Here is a 20,819-nt window from a genome sequence, read left to right on the forward strand (position 1 = left end):
CCGCGCCGACGTCGCCGATACACCCGCCTCCGGTAGGAGCGGCCCCGGCCGCGACCCGATCCCGACACGCCTCAGCGCACCTGAAAAAAATGCCACGCCGTCGTAGGAGCGGCCCAGGCCGCGACCTTGTCCGGCACACCCTCGGTGCATCAACACAAGGCATCAACAACGCAGTCGCCTACGCATCGGCTTTAAATGCGCGCGTCTCGAAACAGGCGCCCACGCCCACTCAGCTCCGCATGACCTCGCGCGGCACCCGCATCAGCTGCGCATCGCACCGCCTCCGCCTCACGGCGCCACGCAGGCCTCGTCCTTGCCGCGCAGTTTCTGCCAGCGCGAGCGCTCTTGCAGGCAGCGCTGATACGCCTCTGCCTTGGCCGCGGCAGCCTGCTTGGCGGCGGTGCGGGTGGCACTGCTGCGCTGCGCCTGCAACTGCGCGATCTTGGCGCGGATCTGCGGCATCGCCGCCATCGCGGCACGCTCGCCTTCCAGGATGGCCGCGCCACGTTGGTTGAAATCGGCCGAGCCGATGTCGTTGACCTTGGGGCGGATCACCACATCGGCACGCTTTAGTTCCGCCTCGCCCAGGCGCTGGCCCATGATCGAGATCGACTGGTTGACGGTGCCGAGCAGATCGCCGGGATTCTTGCCGCTGGCCTTGCTGGAAATATCCACCGCCACCACGAATTCCGCACCGAGCTGGCGCGCCGCATCCACCGGCACCGGGCTGACCACGCCGCCGTCCACATAGTGGTATTGGCCGATGGTCACCGGCTCGAATACGCCAGGAATGCTGCTGGACGCGCGCACCGCCTGGCCGGCATTGCCGCGCACGAACACGGTGCGTTCGCCGTCTTCCAGCCGCGTGGCGACCGCCGCGAACGGCTTGCGCAACTTGTCGATCGGCTTGCCGCCGAGCTGTTCGTTGACGTAGTCCTGCAGCTTCTGGCCCTGCACCAAACCGCCGGAGAAGATCCGCACATCGCGGATGCTGGTCTGGTCGAGCGCGACGGCCTTTTCCTGCATCTGGAACGCATCCATGCCGCTGGCATACAGCGCCCCGACCACGCTGCCGGCGCTGGTGCCCGACACCACCACCGGCGCAAAGCCATTGGCCTCGAGCATCTTGATCACGCCGATATGCGCAAAGCCCTTGGCCGCGCCGCCGCCGAGCGCCACGCCGATCTTCACCGGTTTGACCGCGCCGGCAGACGGTGCCTGTACCACCGGCGCCGGTGCCGCCGGGCGCGGCTCGCCACCGCAGGCCGAGAGCAGACCGAGCATGGACAACAGGGCAAGCGAGCGTGGGCGGCGGAGCGCAGTCATGGCGAAGACGTCGATGGGAAAGGCGAGGGAGAATACACGCGTGCCGTCACGGTGGCGCTGATGGTAGGCGTGCGTGGAGATTGTTCAGAACGGCATCGTTTGCAGGCGTTGCACTGCCTTGTCCCGGCAAGAAGGGCGAGCCGGTTCGTTTGGGCGATGACCGCAGCCACCTGCACGGGCCGGGGGCGCGGAGCGGGGGGGGAGGGTAAGGAGCGAGGCCACATGGGATCGCAGCAGGCTTCGCCGGTCCCCTCATCCGGCGCGACGCGCCACCTTCTCCCGGCAGGAGAAGGGTGCCCGCACACCCGCCTGCCGCGTCACTCCATCAAAACCGGTTATCGCCATCCAGCAACCTTCCCAGGCCGCCCAGCACCGAGCCTTCGCCGCGTTGCTGTCCACCGGCCTGCGGGGCGGCCTGCAGCATGCGGCCGGCCATGCGCGAGAACGGCAGCGATTGCAGCCACACCTTGCCGGGGCCGGTGAGGGTGGCCAGGAAGACGCCTTCGCCGCCGAAGAACATGCTCTTCAGCCCGGCGACGCGGCGCACGTCCATGTCCACGCCGGCGTGGTAGGCGACCACGCAGCCGGTGTCCACATCGATGCGTTCGCCGGGGCCGAGTTCGCGTTCCACCACGGTGCCGCCGGCATGCACGAAGACCCAGCCGTCGCCTTCGAGCTTCTGCATGATGAAGCCCTCGCCGCCGAACAGGCCGGTGAGGATCTTGCGTTGAAACGCGATCCCCAGCGACACGCCGCGCGCGCCGGCCAGGAAGCTGTCCTTCTGGCAGATCAGTTGCCCGCCGTGTTCGGACAGGCGCAGCGCCAGCACCGTGCCCGGATAGGGCGCGGCGAATGCGACCCTGGCCTTGCCGCTGCCGGCATGGGTAAACACTGTGGTGAACATGCTCTCGCCGGTGACCACGCGTTTGCCGGCCGACAGCAGCTTGCCCATCAACCCGCCGCCGCCGCTCTGGCCGGCATGCGAGCCGTCGCCGAACACGGTGTCCATCTGCACTGCGGCGTCCTTGTACATCAGCGCGCCGGCCTCGGCGATGGCGCTTTCGCCCGGGTCCAGCTCGACCTCGACGAACTGCATGTCGTTGCCGACGATGCGGTAGTCGATCTCGTCGGCGCGCCCGGCCGCGCCGGTCAGCGGCGGCGGCAGGCCGCTGCCGCCCTGCAGCTCGGCCAGCTGGCGGGCCGGCGTCCAGCCATCGAGTCCGTCGCGCCAGGCCAGCGCATCGGGCTGGCGCTGGGCATGCGCGCGGGCGCTGGCATCGTCGAGCGGGCCGATGCGATCGGCCTGTCCGGGAACATGGAAATACCACTGGGCCATCGGGATGACTCCTGTCTGTGCGTGCGCCGAGTCTAAGCGCAGCCGCGGTGACGGCGTCCCGTGTCCAAGGTCATGCCTGGAAGGTGCGGTTGGGCGCGGTTGTGGACTGTAAGGAGCGCGTCGCTGACGGCTGTCGCCGCGCAGCTTGCGCAAGACTCCGGGCTGCGCGCGCGGTAGGGCGGATGGCGCCTACTCGCCCACCGTCGCCCAATAGCGCTCGCCGTCGCGCTGCACCCGCACCGGGCCTCCGAACACGTCCGACAGGCTGGCGTCGGTGAGCAGCGCATCGCGCGGACCATCGGCCACGACGGTGCCGGCACGCAGCAGGATCACCCGTGCGATCTCCGGCACGATTTCCTCGATGTGATGGGTCACCAGGATCAGCGTGATGCCTTGCCGGGCCAGGTGACGCATGGTGTCGAGCAGGTGCTGTCGCGCCACCAGGTCCAGGCCGGTGGACGGCTCGTCCAGCAGCAGCGCCTGCGGGCGGTTGACCAGTGCGCGCGCGATCAGCACGCGGCGGGTCTCGCCGGCCGACAGTTCGGCAAATTGCCGGTCCAGCAACGGCAGCGCGCGCGCCAGGGCCAAGGCCTCCCGTGCCCGCGCGCGCATGTCGTCGCTGATCTCGCGATGCGGTGGCACCACATAGCTGGCGAAGAAACCGGACAGCACCGCGCTTTCCACATCCAGCCCCGGCATGTCGGCCAGGTTGACGCTGAGGTCGCCGGTGACGATGCCCAGCTGCGAGCGCAGGCGGTCCACCTGCCAACGCACCTGCCCGAGCACTTTCACCGCCGCCTGGCCGTCGGCGCGCACCAGCGGATACAGCTCGCGGGTGATCAGTTTGATGAAGGAGGATTTGCCGCAGCCATTGGGGCCGAGGATGGCGGTGTGCTGCCCCAGCGCGATGCGCAGGCTGAGCGCATGCAGCACGCGCACCTGGCCGCGCATCACGCTGGCCTGGTCGAGCTCGATCAACAGGATGGCGTTGGCAACAGCAGCAGGATTGGTGGACATTTCGGCAGTAACCGTCATACGGGTGACAACAGGCGCAGGGGGGGAAGGGGAGCGTGTGAACCGCTTTAGAAATGTAGGGCGCACCCTACGCATCCGAAGGGTGAAGTTTGCCGCCATCGCCCCCATCATGTCTGCATCGACCTAACCCGATGGCGCCGCTGTGGAGATGCCGATGTTGTCCGACCCGATCATCGACCTTCTGACTTCCGGCGTGGCCGGGCTGGGCGTGTGGGGCATGCTGGCGGTGCTGCTGGTGTTCACCCAGCTCACCATCTTCGCGGTGACCTTGTACCTACATCGCAGCCAGGCCCATCGTGGTGTGGACTTCCATCCGGTGGTGGCGCACTTCTTCCGCTTCTGGACCTGGCTGACCACTTCAATGATCACCCGCGAATGGGTGGCGATCCATCGCAAGCATCACGCCAAGGTCGAGACCGAGGAAGACCCGCACAGCCCGCAGACCAAGGGCATCAGCCAGGTGTTCTGGCGTGGCGTGGAACTGTACCGCGAAGCACGCGCGCAGCGTGCCGACATCGAGCAATACGGCAAGGGCGCGCCCACCGACTGGATCGAGCGGCATCTGTACACCCCGCATGCCAATGCCGGCCCGATCGCTCTGCTGGTGATCAACGCGGTGCTGTTCGGTTTGCCCGGCATCGCGCTGTGGGCGATCCAGATGGCGTGGATTCCGTTCTGGGCCGCCGGCGTGGTCAACGGCCTGGGCCACTGGTGGGGCTATCGCAATTTCGAGTCGGCCGACACCTCCACCAACCTGACGCCGTGGGCGCTGTGGATCGGTGGCGAAGAACTGCACAACAACCACCATGCGTTCCCGAGTTCGGCGCGGTTTTCGATGCGGCGCTGGGAGCTGGATATCGGCTGGGTCGCCATCCGCGGGCTGCAGGCGATCGGTCTGGCCAAGGTGCTGCGGGTGGCGCCGTCGCTGGACATCCGCCCCAACATCGCCGTGCCCGATGCCGACACGCTCAAGGCCCTGCTGTCGCATCGCTTCCAGGCGATGACCGATTACCAGCGCAATGTGTTCACCCCGGCGCTGCGCGAAGAGGCCGCGGCCACCGGCGCCAAGTTGCGGCAGCTGTTGCCGCGGCGGCTGCGCAAGGGCCTGGTCGATGACGGGCGGTGGCTCAAGCCCGATGCGCGCGCGCAACTGCAGCACTGGGTGGCCGAGCGCCCGCGCATGCGCACGCTGGTCGAGTACCGCGCACGCCTGACTGCGGTGCTGGAGGCGCGCAGCCACGATGCGTCCGAACGGCTCAAGCACCTGCAGCAGTGGTGTCACGAGGCCGAAGCCAGCGGCAATGCCGCCCTGCAGGCCTATGCGGCGCGGCTGAAGGGTTATGCGCTGAGTGGGTCGTAATCGTCGGGGCACGCGTGCTGCTGTGTGTGTGCGCGGATCGTATGGCTTGATCGCGCGCGGCCTGCTGCTGGCGGGTGCCGTGTGCGCCCCGGCTTTTCTTGCGCGGGCGCAGGCCCAGGTGCAGGACAGCCAGCAGTATCTGCAACGCATGGATACCGATGGCGATGGCCGGGTCAGCCGCGACGAATATCTGGCCTGGATGAGCTATGCCTTCGAGCAGCGCGACCTGGACCATGACGGCGTGCTGCAGGGCGATGAACTGCCTGGCCGACGCGGCAAGCCGATCACCCGTGCCGCGCATCTTGCAACGCTGATCGAGCGCTTCGCGCGGCAGGATGCCAACGGCGACGGCTACCTGAGCGCGCGCGAGTTGCTGGCGCCGCCGCGCTGATGCGTACCTTCGCGCGCGTCTGACGCTGCGTTCGGCAAGCTCGAGCGCATGTTCACTCTCGACCAGGTCAGCCGGCGCTACGGCCAGGCCATTGCCCTCGACTCCGTCTCCCTGCAGTTCGCCAGCGGCATCACCACCGCCTTGATCGGCCCCAGCGGCGCCGGCAAGTCCACCGTGCTGCGGATGCTGGTGGGGCTGGAGTGGCCGGACAGCGGCACGGTCGCCTTCGATGGCGCGCCGCTGCAACGCGCCGGCCTGCAGGCGCAGCGCCAGCGCATCGGCTATGTGATTCAAGAGGGCGGGCTGTTCCCGCATCTGGATGCACGCAGCAACGTGGTGTTGCTGGCGCAGACACTGGGCTGGACGCGGCAGCGCATCGACCAACGCCTGCAGACCCTGTGCGCGCTCTGCCAGTTGCCGCCGGAGCTGCTGGCGCGATATCCGGCCGAGCTGTCCGGCGGTCAACGCCAGCGCGTGGGCTTGATCCGTGCGCTGATGCTGGATCCACCGGCCCTGCTGCTGGACGAGCCGCTGGGCGCGCTCGACCCGATCGTGCGTTACGACCTGCAGGCGCAGATGCGCGCGCTGTTCGCCCATCTCGGCAAGACCGTGGTGCTGGTGACCCACGACGTTGCCGAAGCCGCCTACCTGGCCGACACCCTGGTGCTGATGCGGGCCGGCCAGGTGGTGCAGCAGGGCAGTGCGCGCAGTTTGCTGGAACAGCCGGCCGATTCGTTCGTGCAGCGCTTTCTCACTGCGCAGCGCAGCATCGGCGACGCCGCATGATTGCGCGCGTGCTGCTGGCCGTTGCCCTGCTGATCGCAAGCGTCGGTGCGCAGGCTGCGCAGGTGACGATCGGCTCGAAGAACTTCACCGAGGCCGTGCTGCTGGGCGAGATCGCCACCGCCGCCGGGCAGCGCGACGGCGTGGACGTGCAACACCGCGCGCAGCTCGGTGGCACGCGCATCCTGTGGCGCGCGCTGGAGACCGGGCAGATCGATGCGTACGCCGAATACACCGGCACGTTGGCGCAGGAACTGCTGCAGCTGCCCAAGGCCAGCCAGGCCGAACTGCGCGCCGCACTGGATGCACGCGGGTTGGCGATGACCGATTCGCTCGGCTTCCAGAACACCTATGCCTTCGGCATGCGCGTCGAGCGCGCGCAGGCGCTTGGCATCGCCTCGATGTCGGATCTGGCACGGCATCCATCGCTCAAGATCGGGCTGAGCAACGAATTCATGCAGCGCGCCGATGGCTGGCCGGGCGTGCGCGCCGCCTATGCACTGCCGCAGACCGCGACCGGGCTGGATCACGATCTGGCCTATCGCGCGCTGCAGAGCGGAGCGATCGAGGTCACCGATCTGTACAGCACCGATGCGGAAATTCCGTATTACCGGCTGCAGGTGCTGCGCGACGACCGCCATTACTTTCCCGATTACCAGGCGGTGTTCCTGTATCGCAAGGACCTGGCGCAGCGCTCACCGGCGATGCTCAAGGCATTGCAGGGGCTGCGGGGGCGCATCGACGAGGCGACCATGCAGCGGCTCAACGCACAGGTGAAGCTGGAGCGTCAGTCCGAGGCGGCGGTGGCTGCGCAGTGGCTGGGCGTTGCGCCGGCATCGGCAGCCGATTCGCGTGTGGCGCGTCTGCTGCGGCATACGCGCGAGCATCTGGCCCTGGTCGGCATCTCGTTGGGCTTTGCCTTGCTGATCGCGTTGCCGCTGGGCGTGCTGGCGGCACGGCGGCCGCGGCTTGGGCAGGTGGTGCTGTCGTTGACCGGCGTGCTGCAGACCTTGCCGTCGCTGGCGGTGTTCGTCTTCATGATTCCGTTGTTCGGCATCGGCGCCAAACCGGCGATTGCCGCGTTGTTTCTCTACAGCTTGCTGCCGATCGTGCGCAACACGCATGCCGGGCTGACCTCGATCCCGCGTGAGTTGCGCCAGACCGCCGAGGCGATCGGGCTGCCGGCATGGACGCGCCTGTGGCGGGTGGAACTGCCGCTGGCGCGTCGCACCATCGTGGCCGGCATCCAGACCGCGGCGGTGATCAACGTAGGCACCGCCACGCTGGGCGCCTTGATTGGCGCAGGCGGCTACGGCCAACCGATCCTCACCGGCATCCGCCTGGACGATATCGGCCTGATCCTGGAAGGCGCGATTCCTGCGGCGGTGCTCGCACTGATCGTGCAGGCGCTGTTCGAAGGCCTGGAGCGCTGGGTCACGCCGCGTGGGCTGCGCATCCGCCAGCGCGGCTGAGCCCGTAGGAGCGGACCAGGCCGCGACCGGGCTTAGTCGGTAACGCCCCGTCGCGGCCTGGTCCGCTCCTACGGTTAGGCGGTTGGCAGCGCTGCGATCAGGGCTGAGAGCGCATCCTCGGTGACATTGAGGTGCGGTGCGATACGTAGACGTCCGTGTCGGCGTGTGCAGATCGCCCCGCGCGCGCCGAACGCCGTCGCCACCGCATCCAGCTGATTAGCTGGCGGCTGCAACGCGGTCAGATGCGCCGCGTGGGCGGGCGTGCACCAACTGCCCAGACCGCGTGCCTGCAACGCCGCATCCCAGCGCGCGGTGAGCGCGCCCAGGGCCTGCGCGATGCGCGCCGGTTGCCAGGCAGCGACCTGCTGCAAGGCCACCGTCGCCATCGCGATCCTCATTGGATCGGCAACGCCGCCGGCATCGAACCGGCGCGCACCGCTGCGATAGGACGGCGCCTGGGCGACCGGAAATTCCCAGCTGCTGCCGGCATCGCGGCCGATCCAGTGTTCCTCGATCGGCACCCCCTGCGCCCGCCATTGCGGGGCCACCCACAGCCAGGCCAGCCCCATCGGCCCCAGCAGCCATTTATGGCCGACGCTGACCACGAAGTCCGGCCGCCAGCGTGGCAGGTCGGTCGGCAGCACGCCCAGGCTCTGGCTCAGATCCAGCACCAGCGCCGCACCGCGTGCGTGCACCGCGGCGCTGATGCGGTCCAGATCGAGCTGTCGTCCATCCAGCCAGTACGCATGCGGCAACGTAACGATGCGTAAGGCCGGTGTTTGGGCGATGGCCTGCAGCACCGCCGCGGTCAAGGCATCGCCACCGGCAGTGGACACCGCCACGATGTGCGCACCCACCTCGGCACAGCGGCGTTGCCAGATCAACAGGTTCGAGGGGAACTGGCCTTCCAGCAGCAGCACCGCCTCGCCGCGTTGCAGCGGCAGGTTGCGTGCGGCAGTCGCCAGGCCGTGCGCAGCGGAGGGCAGCATCGCCACGCCGTCGGCATCGGCGTCGAACAGGCCTGCAGCGAGCATGCGCAAACGCTCGATGTCCTGCAGCCAGGCATCGAACGGCAGCTGCCACGGGGTGGCCAGCGCATCCACCGCCTGATGCGCGACCGCTTGCACCGCGCGCAGCAGCGGGCCGCGCGAGGCGGCATCCAGATAGGTGATGTCGGCAGGTAACGCAAATGCCTGCTGGTGGTGTTCCCATTCGACGGGCGCGGGGAGCAGGCTGGACAGAGAAAAAGAAGACATGGCGACAGCTTACCGCTGGCTGCCACGCTGCCGACACGGCGCGTTCACAGGCGCTCCTCAAGCATATGGCGATGTCTGCACTCTCACCTCTGCTGGGCCACCACCAACAACAGCAGCTGACGCTGCTGGAACGCTACGCGCAGACCCGCGCGCTGAGCGATCGCCTCGCCGCACCCCTGAGCGCTGAAGACGCAATGGTGCAGAGCATGCCCGACGCCAGCCCCAGCAAATGGCATCTGGCGCACACCACCTGGTTTTTCGAACGCTTCGTGCTGCAGGCCGATCCGGCCTACCGCGTGTTCGACCCGGCCTGGGATTTCCTGTTCAACAGCTACTACCAGAGCGTGGGCCCGATGCACGCGCGCGCGCGTCGCGGAGTGTTGTCGCGGCCGTCGCTGCAGCAGGTGCGCGACTACCGTGCCGCAGTCGATACGCAGATGCAGCAGCGCCTGCGCGATGGGGTGTTGGATGCGCAGGCTTGCACCATTGTGCAGCTCGGCATCCAGCACGAGCAGCAGCACCAGGAATTGCTGTTGACCGATATCAAGCACGCGCTGTGGAGCAATCCGCTGCAGCCGGCGTACCGCGATGCGCCGGCACCGCCTGCCGCCGTCGCCAGCACGCTGCGCTGGCAGGCACGCGACGAACAGATCGTGGAGATCGGCGCGGCGGCATGGCCGCAGGCCGATGCCTTCGCCTACGACAACGAGTCGCCGCGTCATCGCGTGCTGGTCGGTGCGCATGCGTTGGCGCATCGTGTGGTCAGCAACGCCGAGTTCCAGCAGTTCATCGACGCCGGTGGCTACCGCAGTGCCGGTGCCTGGCTCAGCGATGGCTGGGCGATGGTGCAGGCGCAAGGCTGGCAGCACCCGCTGTATTGGGACGCGGACGGACGCGAATTCACCCTGGATGGTTGGCGCCCACGCGACGCGCATGCGCCGGTATGCCATCTGAGCCTGTTCGAAGCCGATGCGTTCGCGCGCTGGGCCGGCGCACGCCTGCCCACCGAAGCCGAGTGGGAACAGGCCGCCACCGGTGTGCCGGTGCAGGGCAATTTCGTCGATAGCGACGCCTTGCATCCGCGCGGCGCCGACGCGGTGGATACCGGGCTGCAGCAGTTGTTCGGCGATGTCTGGGAATGGACCGGCAGCGCCTACCTGCCGTATCCCGGCTTTGCGCCGTGGCCCGGGTCGCTGGGCGAATACAACGGCAAATTCATGAATGCGCAATGGGTGCTGCGCGGTGGCAGCTGTGCCACGCCGGCCAGCCACGTCCGCGCCAGTTACCGCAACTTTTTCCCCTCCGACGCGCGTTGGCAGTTTGCCGGCGTGCGCCTTGCCAAGGATCTGCCTTGAACGCCGCCGCCCATGCCATGCAACGCGCGCACGCCGCGCTGACCGACCTGCGCCCGCAACCGGACGACATCACCGCCGACGCGCTGGCCGGCCTGTCGCAAACGCCCAAGACGCTGCCGTCGAAGTATTTCTACGATGCGCACGGCTCGCAGTTGTTCGAGGCGATCACCCGGCAGCCGGAGTACTACCTCACCGGCACCGAACTGGCGTTGCTGGAGGCCAGCATGGCCTCGATCGCGCAGGCGATCGGCGCAGGCGTGCACGTGGTCGAATACGGCAGCGGCAGCGGGCGCAAGACCGAATTGCTGCTGCAGGGCCTGCGCGATGTGGTGGCCTACACGCCGCTGGAAATCTCGCGCACCGCCTTGCTTGAGAGCACCGCGCGGCTGGCGCAGCAGTTCCCGCAAATCCAGATGCTGCCGGTATGCACCGACTTCACCAAGCCGCTGCAGCTGCCGCAGGCGCAGCGCCCGGCGCGCCGGCATCTGGTGTTCTTCCCCGGCTCGACGCTGGGCAATTTCACCGATGATGCCGCCGTCCAGTTGCTCGATGCGATGCGGCAGACCATGGGCAGCGACGGGTGCGCGCTGATCGGTATCGATCTGGACAAGGATGCTGGCCTGATCGAGGCCGCCTACAACGATGCGGCCGGCGTCACGGCCGAGTTCACCCTGAATCTGCTGGCGCGGCTCAACCGCGAGATCGGCAGCGACTTCGATCTGGACGGCTTCCGCCACCACGCGGTGTATGCGCGCGAGCGCGGCCGCATCGAGACCTTCCTGATCAGCCAGCGCGCCCAGTGCGTGCAGGTGGGCGGCAAGGCATTCGAATTTGCCGAAGGCGAGGCGATGCAGGTCGAATACAGCTACAAGTATACCGACGCGCGCTTTGCCGAACTTGCCGCCGCTGCGGGGTTGAAAGTCACCCACGGCTGGAACGATGCCAAGGACTGGTTCGGCCTGCGCGTGTTGCGCCCGCTCTAAGTTCTGGCGTCTGGCGTGCAACGGATCGACGATGCGCAGATCGTCGCGACCATCCGCGCGCTGCTGGCGCGCCGGCTGCCGGAGCAATCGATCTGCCCGTCCGAGGTTGCCCGCTCACTCAGCGATGACGAAATGCGCTGGCGCGCGCTGATGCCGCAGATCCGCAGCGTTGCCGCCGATCTGGCCGGCAGCGACGTGGTGCAGATCACCCAACGTGGCGAAGTGGTCGATGTGGGAACTGTGCGTGGGCCGGTCCGCTTGAGACGCGGCCGGCATTTCGAATGAAGGGTGGGGCGCTGCATGCGCAGCACCGCTCGCGTGCGCTGCAGGGGCACCTTGGCTAGCCGATCGTGACGCCGGTAGCCCATCGCCCCAGCCGGCACTGACCGCCGTCATGCGGCAACACGATCAGTCGCCGCAGCAGCAGCCGTTGCGCGGCATCTTCGCCACAACACACCAGCCCGCCACTGCTGCACTACTGGCAACGCTCCACCGGATCAGTGCGCAACGCGTTGATCCTGCAACGCCGCTCCGCCAGCCCTACGCCGCCTGCACCACATGCAAGGCCTTGGGATTGCGCCACTGCACCAGCAGCGCCGCTTCGCGTGCCTTGGCTTCTTCCAGATGCGCGTGCTTGATATGCCCATAGCCGCGGATATGTTCGGGAATGCTGGCGATCTGCGCGGCCAGGCCGACGTTGTCGGCATCCAGCCGTTGCAGCAGCGTGTCCACTGTCGCCACGTAATCGGCAATCAGCTGACGCTCGCCACGCCGTTCGGCGCTGTAGCCGAACACATCCAGCTTGCCGCCGCGCAGGAACTTCAGCCGCGCCAGCAGCTTGAACGCAGTGAACATCCACGGCCCGTATTCGCGCTTGATCGCGTGGCCGTGCGCATCCTTCCTGGCCAACAGCGGCGGTGCCAGGTGGAAGCGCAGCGTGTAGTCGCCTTCGAACTGCTGCTGCAGCCGGCGCTGGAAGTCGCCACGCGTATACAGCCGCGCCACCTCGTATTCGTCCTTGTAGGCCATCAGCTTGAAGAAGTAACGCGCCACCGCCTCGCTCAATGCGCTGCTGCCGGGTGCCTGTTGCGCTTCGCGCGTGCGTACGCGCTCGACCAGGCTGCGATAGCGCTGTGCGTAGGCGGCATCCTGGTAGTCGGTCAGAAACGCCACGCGCCGCGCGATGGCTTCGTCCAGCGATTGCGCCAGTTGCTCGTCGTCGAGCGGATGCGTGGGCGCATCGACATCGCCATGCAGCGTGTTGCCGTCGCCTTGCGCCAGCGCATGCGGTGCGGTCTGCCCGCCAAGATCATGTTCTTCCCAGCTGCCGGGTGCGCGCGCTGGCGGCGTATCGCCTGCATGCGCACGCTCGCCACCCTTGCGCAGTCCTGCGGCCTGCTGCACCGCCGGCAGGTCGATCGCGGCCAGGCGCCCCCACGCAAACGCCTGCTGGTTCATCGCCACCGCCGCGCCATTGAGCTCGATGGCGCGCATCAGCGCGGCGTGCGACAACGGCACCAGCCCGTGTTGCCAGGCATAGCCAAGCACGAACAGGTTGCTGGCGATCGCATCGCCCAGCAGTGCGGTGGCCAGTTGCGTGGCATCCAGCAACAGCGGCTCCTGGCCGCCCAATGCAGTGCGCACGCCGGCAATGATCTCGGCGGCGGGAAACTGCAGATCCGGCTGGGTGGTGAAGTTGCCCGGCATCGCTTCGTAGGTGTTGAGCACCACCTGGGTGCGGCCGTCGCGCACCTTGGACAGCGCCCAGTAATCGTTGACCACCACCATGTCGCAGCCCAGCACCAGATCCGCTTCGCCGGCAGCGATGCGCACGGCGTGGATATCGGCCGGTCGGCGTGCGATGCGGATATGCGTGGTCACCGCGCCACCCTTCTGCGCCAGGCCGGTCTGGTCCAGCACCGTGGCGCCCTTGCCTTCCAGGTGCCCGGCCATGCCGAGCAATGCGCCGATGGTCACCACGCCGGTACCGCCGACGCCGGTGATGAGGATGTTCCAGGGCTGTTGCAGCGTGGTGCGTTGCGGCGGCGCGGGCAGGTTGCCCAGCAAGGCGCTGGCATCGCGCTGTTGGCCCTTGCGCGGCGCACCGCCATGCACGGTGACAAAGCTCGGGCAAAAGCCCGACACGCAGGAATAATCCTTGTTGCAATTGGATTGGTCGATCTGCCGCTTGCGGCCGAATTCGGTCTCCTTGGGCAGCACCGACACGCAGAAACTCTTTTCGCCGCAATCGCCGCAGCCTTCGCACACCAGCGAATTGATCATGACGCGCTTGGGCGGGTCGACCAGCTTGCCGCGCTTGCGGCGGCGGCGCTTTTCGGTGGCGCAGGTCTGGTCGTAGATCAGGATCGACACGCCCTTGACCGTGCGCAACTGCTGCTGCACCGCATCCAGTTCGCTGCGATCGTGGAACGCCACCTCGCTGGGGAAGCGCTCGCGCCGGCGCGTCCATTTGCCGATGTCGTCGCTGACCACCGCGATGGTGTGGATGCCTTCGGCGCGCAGCTGCTGCGCGATGTCCGGCACGGTGAGCGTGCCGTCCACCGGCTGGCCGCCTGTCATCGCCACCGCATCGTTGTAGAGGATCTTGTAGGTGATGTTGACGCCGCTGGCGACCGACTGCCGGATCGCCAGCGAGCCGCTGTGGAAATAGGTGCCGTCGCCCAGGTTCTGGAACACGTGCGGCGTTTCGGTGAACGGCGCCTGCCCCGACCAGGTCACGCCTTCGCCGCCCATATGGGTGAAGGTGTCGGTGGAGCGGTTCATCCAGGTCACCATGTAATGGCAACCGATGCCGCCCAGCGCCCGCGAGCCTTCCGGTACCGCGGTGGAGGTGTTGTGCGGGCAGCCGGAGCAGTAATGCGGCACGCGCGGGAACAGCGCGCGCGGCAAGGCCATTTCGGCCTCCTTGCTGTCCATCCAGCGCAGCCGTTGTTCGATCGACTCGGTCATCGCGCTGGACGGCAGTGCAAAGCGCTGGATGCGCTTGCCGATCACCGCGGCGATCGTGGCCGGGGTCAACTCGCCGGTGGACGGCAGGATCCATTCGCCCTGCTCGTCGTACTTGCCGACGATGCTCGGCCGCGCACCGGCGCTGGCCGGCCAGTTGTAGAACAGCTCCTTCATCTGGCGCTCGATGAAGGCCTTTTTCTCTTCCACCACCACGATGTCGTCGAGCCCGCGCGCGAACGCGCTGATGCCCACCGGCTCCAGCGGCCAGGTCATGCCGACCTTGTACACGCGGATGCCGATCTGCGCGCAGGCCTGCGCATCCAGGCCCAGGTATTCCAGCGCCTGCAGCACGTCCAGATAGCTCTTGCCGGTGGTGACGATGCCCAGCCGCGCATGCGGCGAATCCAGCACCACCTTGTCGATCTGGTTGGCGCGTGCAAAGGCCTGTGCGGCGGCAATCGCATAGCGGTGCAGGCGCATTTCCTGGTCCACCGGCGGATCCGGCCAGCGGATGCTCAGGCCGCCCGGCGGTAGCGCAAAGTCCTCCGGCAACACGATGCTGCGGGCGAACGGATCCACATCCACCGAGGCCGACGACTCCACCGTCTCGGCAATGGTCTTGAAGCCGACCCAGCGCCCGGTATAGCGGCTCATCGCCCAGCCGAGCAGGCCCATGTCCAGGATGTCCTGCACTCCGGCCGGGTTGAGGATCGGCATCATCGCGCTGACGAATTCCTCTTCCGAGCCGTGCGGCAGGGTGGAGCTGCGGCAGGCATGGTCGTCGGCGGCCAGTGCCAGCACGCCGCCATACGGCGAGGTGCCGGCGGCGTTGCCGTGCTTGAACACATCGCCGCTGCGGTCCACGCCCGGGCCCTTGCCGTACCACATGCCGTAGACGCCCTGCACCTTGGCACCCGGGAACAGGTTGGTCTGCTGGGTGCCCCAGACCATGGTGGCGGCCAGGTCTTCGTTGAGGCCGGGGGTGAAGGTCACCCTGGCCGCGTCCAGATGCTTGCGCGCACGCCACAGCTCCAGGTCGAAACCGCCCAGCGGGCTGCCGCGATAGCCGCTGATGAAGCCGGCAGTCGCAAGCCCGGCGGCGTCATCGCGCAGGCGTTGCATCAACGGCAGCCGCACCAGCGCCTGCACGCCGGACAAGTAGATGCGCCCATCGGCACGCGTGTACTTGTGCTCCAGCGTGTAATCCGCATCCACCTGGCCGAGCTCCGGCGTGTTGGCAGAGTCGGGAGAAGAGAGTGCAGCAGTACTGGTCATGGCGTGCCCGGAAAGGGTGGCTGGGACCCGGTGCGTGTCATCTGAAACCAATGACCCGCCCGACGGATTCCAAAACGGCGATGCAAAGTGTAACAGTCGCTCTTCACGCGCCCGTTGCATGCGGATGCACAGCCGTCGCGCTGCGGTTACGATGGGGACGGGAAGGGTCGTTTGCTGTCAGGGGATAAAGCCAGTGAAAAGGAAATACGCATGGGCCGCGATGTTGGCCCTGCTCGGGGGCGTGTGGTCGATGGCGCAGGCGCAGAACCTGCCCAAGCCCAAGGAGTTCTATTTCGACGAAGATCGCGGCACCACCAAGGCCGTGGTCGCGGTGCAGGGGCAGGGCGATGCGGTGGTCGACCGCCTGGCGGCGATGGTGCAGCGTGACGCCCGCGCGGCCGAGCCGCGCGCACAGCTGGCCTCGCTGGCCTATGCCGGTGGACGCACGCAGTTGGGCGACGAGCTCTACCAGGGCGCCCTGGGGCTGGTCTCCAACGGCAGCCAGCAATACCGTGCCATCACCTGGAACTACGGCTGGGATCTGCTGCGCGCCGACCAGCCTGACAAGGCCTTGCAGCAGTGGGCCAGCCTGGCCAACGGCCGTCCGGCCGCGCCGGCCTGGTTGCCGACCACCGCCGCCCTGGCGCTATGGCGCACCGGGCGTAAGCAGGAAGCGGTCGAGTGGTACGCCGCTGCAGTGCGCACCTGGCCGGATCGCTGGAGCAGCACCGCCAGCTACGCCACCTTGCTGCCGGATTGGCGCGAGGCCGAACGCGCCAGCCTGGCCGAGGTCTTTGCGGCATGGCAGGCCAACCCGCCTGCGTTTCCGTAACTCGACTGCGGGCGCGCTGCAGAAAGCCCCGTAGCGCGTCGCTATGCATCACGTCGCACGTCGTCTTGCGGCCGGCGCCAGCGGGCAACGCGGCCACGCTCCAAGTCGATTGCTTCGGATGTCGTGCTTCGAAGGATTGGTCAACGCTGATGGACCAGTTGCAGCGCGGATGATCTGCGGCTTTGCTGCAGGGCCCTTGCCCTCCCACCATCGCAGGACACGCCGAAAGTACGTCCTTGTAGGCTCTTACGCGGCATCCATGCCGCGTAAGGTCCCGCGACGGTGAGCGGGCAAGGACCAGTTGAGCTGGTCGGTGTGCACGGTCAAGAGCGGTGCGTGATGTACATCGTTGGAGAATGATGGGCTGGCGCAGTGGTCGATGCATCGAGCAAGCAGCTTTTCATTCGACTACCGACCAACTCTCTGGTGCGGTGTCCTTGCCGGTTGCGGGACCCTTGGCGGCATGGATGCCGCCAAGGAGCCTCCATGGACGGATTCACGGCGTGTCCCGCAAGCGGTGAGGGCACCGCGCACGCGACGGACCGAGCTTTTGACTTAAGCATCTGATCGCGACGAAACGAAGCCATCGCTCCAAGCCTCGATTGTTTTGGGTGCCGTGCTCAAAGAGCGCTGGTCAGCGCGGATGGATCAGTTGCAGAGCGGTTGATCTGCGGCTTTGCTGCAGGGCCCTTGCCCGCCCACCATCACGGGACACGCCGCAAGTACGTCCATGTAGGCTCTTACGCGGCATCTATGCCGCGTAAGGTCCCGCGACGGTGAGCGGGCAAGGACCAGTCGAGATGGTCGGTGTGCACGGTCAAGAGCGGTGCGCGATCTGCATCGCTGGAGAATGATGGGTCGGCTCAATGGCTCAGTGGCCGATGCATGTCTAGCAAGCAGCTTTTTTCGACCACCGAGCCCTCGACTAACTAGCTTTGGCACATTCCAGAAGCGGCAAGCCTCGACATGCCTGTCGCCAGGCGTTGAGCGAACGATGTGCGGCCACACGTGGGCACGCTCGCCGATCCAGACGGACGCCGATCCAGGCACGACGCCCACTATGCGATGCTGAGTGTCGCTTTCCCACGGACCTGACCACGCCATGGCGGTGGATGCATTTGCGTTGATTCTGGCGATGTTGGGGCTCGGCCTGCTGTTCGCGCGCTTGCGGGTGCTGCCGGACAACAGCGCCGATGTACTCAATCGCATCGTGCTGTACATCTGCCTGCCAGCCTCGGTGCTGACCTATGTGCCGCGGTTGCACCTGGATGCCTCGCTGGGTGGGGTGATCGCCACCCCGTGGCTGCTGACCGCAATCATCGTGCCGCTGCTGTGGGGCTGCAGCCGCCTGTTCCGGTTCAAGCGCGAGGAATACGCCGCGCTGTTGATGTGCGTGGTGTTCACCAACTCCAGCTTCATTGGCTTTCCGATGGTGCGCGCGTTGATCGGCGATCATGCCCTGCCGTATGCGGTGGTCTACGACCAGTTCGGCACCTTCGTGCTGTTATCGACGTTCGGGCTGTATGTGCTGGCCCGCTACAGCGGCGACACTCCGCCGACCGCAAAGCTGATCCTGTTGCGCGTGCTGCGCTTCCCGCCGCTATGGGCATTGCTGTTTGCATTGACCGTGATGCCGGAACAGCCACCGACCTGGATCGGCGCGGGCTTGAAGAGCCTGGCCGACGCGATGTTGCCGCTGGTGATGCTGGCGGTGGGCTTTTCGCTGCAGTTGCGTCTACCTGCGGACGAACTCAAACCCTTGGCCGTGGGCTTGGCCTTCAAGTTGGCAGTGATGCCGATCCTGGCGTTGCCGCTGTCGCTGGCGCTCGGCCTGCATGGCGCGATGCTGCAGACCAACGTGCTCGAATCGGCCATGCCCACCATGATCACCGCCGCCGCGCTGGCCATCTCGCATCGGCTGGCACCGCGCCTGGCCGCAGCGATGGTCGGCTACAGCATCCTGCTGTCGCTGCTGACCCTGCCCGCATGGGCCTGGCTGTTGGCACGCCTGGTGGCTTGATAGGGCCTGGTCCGTATGAAATGCTGGCCCGCAACACTGCGCGCCCACATGGACAGGAGCAATCCATGCACGGATATCGCTTGATCACCACTGCGTTGCTATGGCTTGGCAGCGTCTGCGTGGCACATCCGGCCATGGCGGCAGCGCCTGCGAGCACAGCGGCTGCGGCCAACGATCCGCTGGTGGATCAATGGGCGCGCCAGGTCGGCCAGACCATGCAGGCACGCCTGCGCAGCATGGCGTCCAGCGGCGAGCCCAGGCAGTTGTATCTGGCCGGTCTGTTGTGGGTCGATGCCGAGAACGACGCGGCGTCGGCTGCAGTCGGAGGCTATGCCCCCATCCAGCGGGTCTGGCTGCAGCGTGCCCTGGACGCGCGGCCGCGTGACCCGTTGGTGGCGCGCATGGAATCCGCCGGTTGCGCACCTGCATTGCGCTGTGACCCAGGCGCTGCGCTGGCTTTCCTGGAGCAGGCCGATGCCGGCAACGCCAGTGTGCATCTGCGTGCCTATACGGGTGCGCAGCGCCGCGGCGACCAGGCGGCTGCCGAACGCGCCTGGCAGGCGGCCGTGCAGTCCGATCATTTCGACAGCGGTGCGCTGGCACTCGGCAAGGCTCTGCATGCCAGCTACGACGGCGTGCAATGGCCATCGCTGGCCTCGGTCAGCTTGCGCGCGCAACTCGACGCGCAAGGCATGCCCTCCACGGGCGCGGGCATGGCGGCGATGTTCGTGATGGGTGCCTGGTCTGCACATGCACTTCCCGCGCTGGGCGATCTGATGCGGCGCTGCAGCCCCACCGTTGCCACGCCCGCGTTACGCGACGAGTGCATGGCGGTGCTGAACAACGTGGCCAATGACGAGTCCACCTTGGCCACCGCCATGATCGGCAGCAGAGGCATGGCGGCACTGAGCAGCGGCGCCGATGCCACGCGCTGGCAGGCGCGGGTGCGGGAACTGCAGTGGCTGCAGCAGCAGGAGCAGCCCCGCGCGTCCACCGTCGACGGCCTGGCCGACAAGCTGGAGGCCGTCCTGACGCAGGGCGAAGTGCCGGCGTTGCGTGCGCGGTTACAGCGTCAAGGCCTTGCAGTGCAGCCGCCAGCGGGTTGGCAGCCGGGCGCACCGGGCCACCAGACCCGCTAATCCGCTAATCCGCTTGGCCGGCGCATGTCGCCTCGGCCATCTTCCAGCGGACGATGCTGCGGTGCGAGAGCGATCACGGTGGACGTTTAACGCCTTTCGACTACTTCCTCACTTCGTCGCGGTGTACGCTGCCGGCTTGCTCCCGGAAGCGAGGCGTGCATGAAGACAGTCCTGGTGGCCGGCTCCAAAGGCGGCGTCGGCAAGACCACGATCGCCACCAATCTGGCCGCCCATGCGGCCTTGCAGGGCCAGCGCACCGTGCTGGCGGACGCCGATCCGCAAGGCTCGTCCACGCGCTGGGCGCAGCGTCGCGCCAGCCTGGAAAGTGCGGTATTGCCGATCGACGCCACCCGCCGGCGCAACTGGCAGGCCGCGGTGCCCGACGGCACCGACCAGCTGGTCATCGATGCTCCGGCCGGTGCGATGGCCGACGACCTGAGCGGCTTCCTCGACCACGTCGATGCCATCGTGGTGCCGGTATTGTCCTCGGCGCTGGATATCGAAGCGGTGGTCGGCTTCCTCAACACGCTGGCCAAGGTGCCGCGCGTGCATCAGCGCAAATTGCCGGTGGGCCTGGTGCTCAACCGCGCCCGTCCCTGGACCCAGACCTCGCAGCAAGCTGCCGAGATGATCGGCGCCTGGCCCTATCCCCTGGTAACCCAGCTGCGCGACACCCAGGCCTATGTGGTGATGGCCGGGTTGGGGCGCAGCCTGTTCGATTACCGCTCGGCGCAGGTGCGCGACCATCAACAGGACTGGGAGCCGCTGTTCAAGTGGCTCAAGAAGTCCTAGACCGGAGTGTTTTCATGCGCGAACTGATACTGCTGCGACACGCCCACGCCGAGCCGGCCGATACCGGCCAGGCCGATCTGGATCGCCCGTTGTCTCCGCACGGCATCGCCGAGGCCGAATCTGCCGGCCGCTGGCTGCGCGAGCAGCGCCTGGTGCCCGACCGCGTGCTGTGCTCGCCGGCGCGACGTGCGCGCGAGACGCTGGAAGCGGTGCTGGAACTCACCGGCTACATCGAACAACGCCTGGACGAGCGGATCTACGACGCCACGCCGGGCACCCTGGCCAGCTTGGTGGACGAGCACCGCGATGCCGAGCGCCTGCTGCTGGTCGGCCACAACCCGGGCCTGGAACGGCTGGCCGCCTTGATGCACAGCGGCCAGACCGGCGACTACCGTGGCATGCCGACCGCCGCGATCGCCCTGCTGGCATTGCCGCTGGATGCGGCCATCGAACCGGGCATCGCCCGCCTGACCGCCTTCTGGTGGCCTTGATCC

17 protein-coding genes are annotated in these 20,819 nt (G+C 67.4%); 12 read left to right on the forward strand and 5 right to left on the reverse strand.

Annotated elements, in window-relative coordinates:
- Positions 1-288: 288 nt before the first annotated feature.
- The 3 genes from KHN93_RS00975 to KHN93_RS00985 form a co-directional block, all read right to left on the reverse strand.
- The gene (locus KHN93_RS00975) at positions 289-1,326 is read right to left on the reverse strand and encodes a patatin-like phospholipase family protein (protein WP_211921579.1); all 1,038 of its coding nucleotides are present in this window, start codon (positions 1,324-1,326) and stop codon (positions 289-291) included.
- Positions 1,327-1,651: 325 nt separating this feature from the next.
- Entirely contained in the window at positions 1,652-2,662 is a 1,011-nt protein-coding gene (locus tag KHN93_RS00980) for a TIGR00266 family protein (protein WP_016901220.1), read from the reverse strand.
- 189 nt (positions 2,663-2,851) lie between these two features.
- Entirely contained in the window at positions 2,852-3,697 is an 846-nt protein-coding gene (locus tag KHN93_RS00985) for an ABC transporter ATP-binding protein (RefSeq protein ID WP_211921580.1), read from the reverse strand.
- 154 nt (positions 3,698-3,851) lie between these two features.
- Here KHN93_RS00985 and KHN93_RS00990 point away from each other — a divergent pair, with 154 nt between their 5' ends.
- From KHN93_RS00990 to KHN93_RS01005, 4 genes are all read left to right on the forward strand, one after another.
- Positions 3,852-5,057 (forward strand): DesA family fatty acid desaturase, encoded by a 1,206-nt coding sequence (locus KHN93_RS00990; RefSeq protein ID WP_016901218.1) that lies wholly within the window; start codon positions 3,852-3,854, stop codon positions 5,055-5,057.
- Between the two features lie 148 nt (positions 5,058-5,205).
- Complete coding sequence (locus tag KHN93_RS00995) at positions 5,206-5,448, forward strand: EF-hand domain-containing protein (RefSeq protein WP_425600175.1); 243 nt, start codon at positions 5,206-5,208, stop codon at positions 5,446-5,448.
- A gap of 48 nt (positions 5,449-5,496) precedes the next feature.
- Entirely contained in the window at positions 5,497-6,234 is a 738-nt protein-coding gene (locus tag KHN93_RS01000; RefSeq protein WP_211921589.1) for an ATP-binding cassette domain-containing protein, read from the forward strand.
- Positions 6,231-7,703 carry an ABC transporter permease/substrate-binding protein gene (locus tag KHN93_RS01005; protein ID WP_211921590.1) on the forward strand — a complete coding sequence of 491 codons (1,473 nt, stop codon included), beginning with the start codon at positions 6,231-6,233 and terminating at the stop codon, positions 7,701-7,703. The genes KHN93_RS01000 and KHN93_RS01005 overlap by 4 nt, the downstream gene beginning before the upstream one ends.
- 74 nt (positions 7,704-7,777) lie before the next feature.
- Here the strand turns inward: KHN93_RS01005 and KHN93_RS01010 are convergent, their stop codons facing one another.
- Positions 7,778-8,959 carry an aminotransferase class V-fold PLP-dependent enzyme gene (locus KHN93_RS01010; protein WP_211921592.1) on the reverse strand — a complete coding sequence of 394 codons (1,182 nt, stop codon included), beginning with the start codon at positions 8,957-8,959 and terminating at the stop codon, positions 7,778-7,780.
- 65 nt (positions 8,960-9,024) lie between these two features.
- Here KHN93_RS01010 and egtB point away from each other — a divergent pair, with 65 nt between their 5' ends.
- Genes egtB through KHN93_RS01025 form a run of 3 tightly spaced genes read left to right on the forward strand, consistent with a single transcriptional unit; the run spans position 9,025 to position 11,582 of the window.
- Entirely contained in the window at positions 9,025-10,314 is a 1,290-nt protein-coding gene (gene egtB / locus KHN93_RS01015; RefSeq protein WP_166772845.1) for an ergothioneine biosynthesis protein EgtB, read from the forward strand.
- Positions 10,311-11,297 (forward strand): L-histidine N(alpha)-methyltransferase, encoded by a 987-nt coding sequence (egtD, locus tag KHN93_RS01020; protein WP_211921594.1) that lies wholly within the window; start codon positions 10,311-10,313, stop codon positions 11,295-11,297. The genes egtB and egtD overlap by 4 nt, the downstream gene beginning before the upstream one ends.
- A gap of 15 nt (positions 11,298-11,312) precedes the next feature.
- Positions 11,313-11,582, forward strand: a complete 270-nt coding sequence (locus KHN93_RS01025) for a DUF3253 domain-containing protein (protein WP_211921596.1) — start codon at positions 11,313-11,315, stop codon at positions 11,580-11,582.
- Positions 11,583-11,837: 255 nt separating this feature from the next.
- Here KHN93_RS01025 and KHN93_RS01030 read toward each other — a convergent pair whose 3' ends face one another.
- The gene (locus KHN93_RS01030) at positions 11,838-15,542 is read right to left on the reverse strand and encodes an indolepyruvate ferredoxin oxidoreductase family protein (protein WP_211921598.1); all 3,705 of its coding nucleotides are present in this window, start codon (positions 15,540-15,542) and stop codon (positions 11,838-11,840) included.
- 193 nt (positions 15,543-15,735) lie between these two features.
- Here KHN93_RS01030 and KHN93_RS01035 point away from each other — a divergent pair, with 193 nt between their 5' ends.
- The 5 genes from KHN93_RS01035 to KHN93_RS01055 all read left to right on the forward strand — a co-directional run bounded on the left by KHN93_RS01035 (position 15,736) and on the right by KHN93_RS01055 (position 20,816).
- Positions 15,736-16,374 carry a tetratricopeptide repeat protein gene (locus KHN93_RS01035; protein ID WP_039517757.1) on the forward strand — a complete coding sequence of 213 codons (639 nt, stop codon included), beginning with the start codon at positions 15,736-15,738 and terminating at the stop codon, positions 16,372-16,374.
- A 1,102-nt stretch (positions 16,375-17,476) separates the two neighbouring features.
- Positions 17,477-18,394: an AEC family transporter gene (locus KHN93_RS01040; RefSeq protein WP_065050168.1), complete on the forward strand. Its 918-nt coding sequence runs from the start codon at positions 17,477-17,479 to the stop codon at positions 18,392-18,394.
- A 65-nt stretch (positions 18,395-18,459) separates the two neighbouring features.
- A complete protein-coding gene (locus tag KHN93_RS01045; protein ID WP_211921600.1) occupies positions 18,460-19,533 on the forward strand; it encodes a hypothetical protein in 1,074 nt (357 codons plus the stop codon).
- 159 nt (positions 19,534-19,692) lie between these two features.
- Positions 19,693-20,325 (forward strand): ParA family protein, encoded by a 633-nt coding sequence (locus tag KHN93_RS01050; protein WP_016904235.1) that lies wholly within the window; start codon positions 19,693-19,695, stop codon positions 20,323-20,325.
- A 14-nt stretch (positions 20,326-20,339) separates the two neighbouring features.
- Entirely contained in the window at positions 20,340-20,816 is a 477-nt protein-coding gene (locus tag KHN93_RS01055) for a SixA phosphatase family protein (protein WP_016904234.1), read from the forward strand.
- Positions 20,817-20,819: the final 3 nt, after the last annotated feature.

This window comes from Xanthomonas arboricola pv. juglandis, from assembly GCF_905367715.1.
Taxonomy (GTDB): Bacteria; Pseudomonadota; Gammaproteobacteria; order Xanthomonadales; family Xanthomonadaceae; genus Xanthomonas; species Xanthomonas arboricola.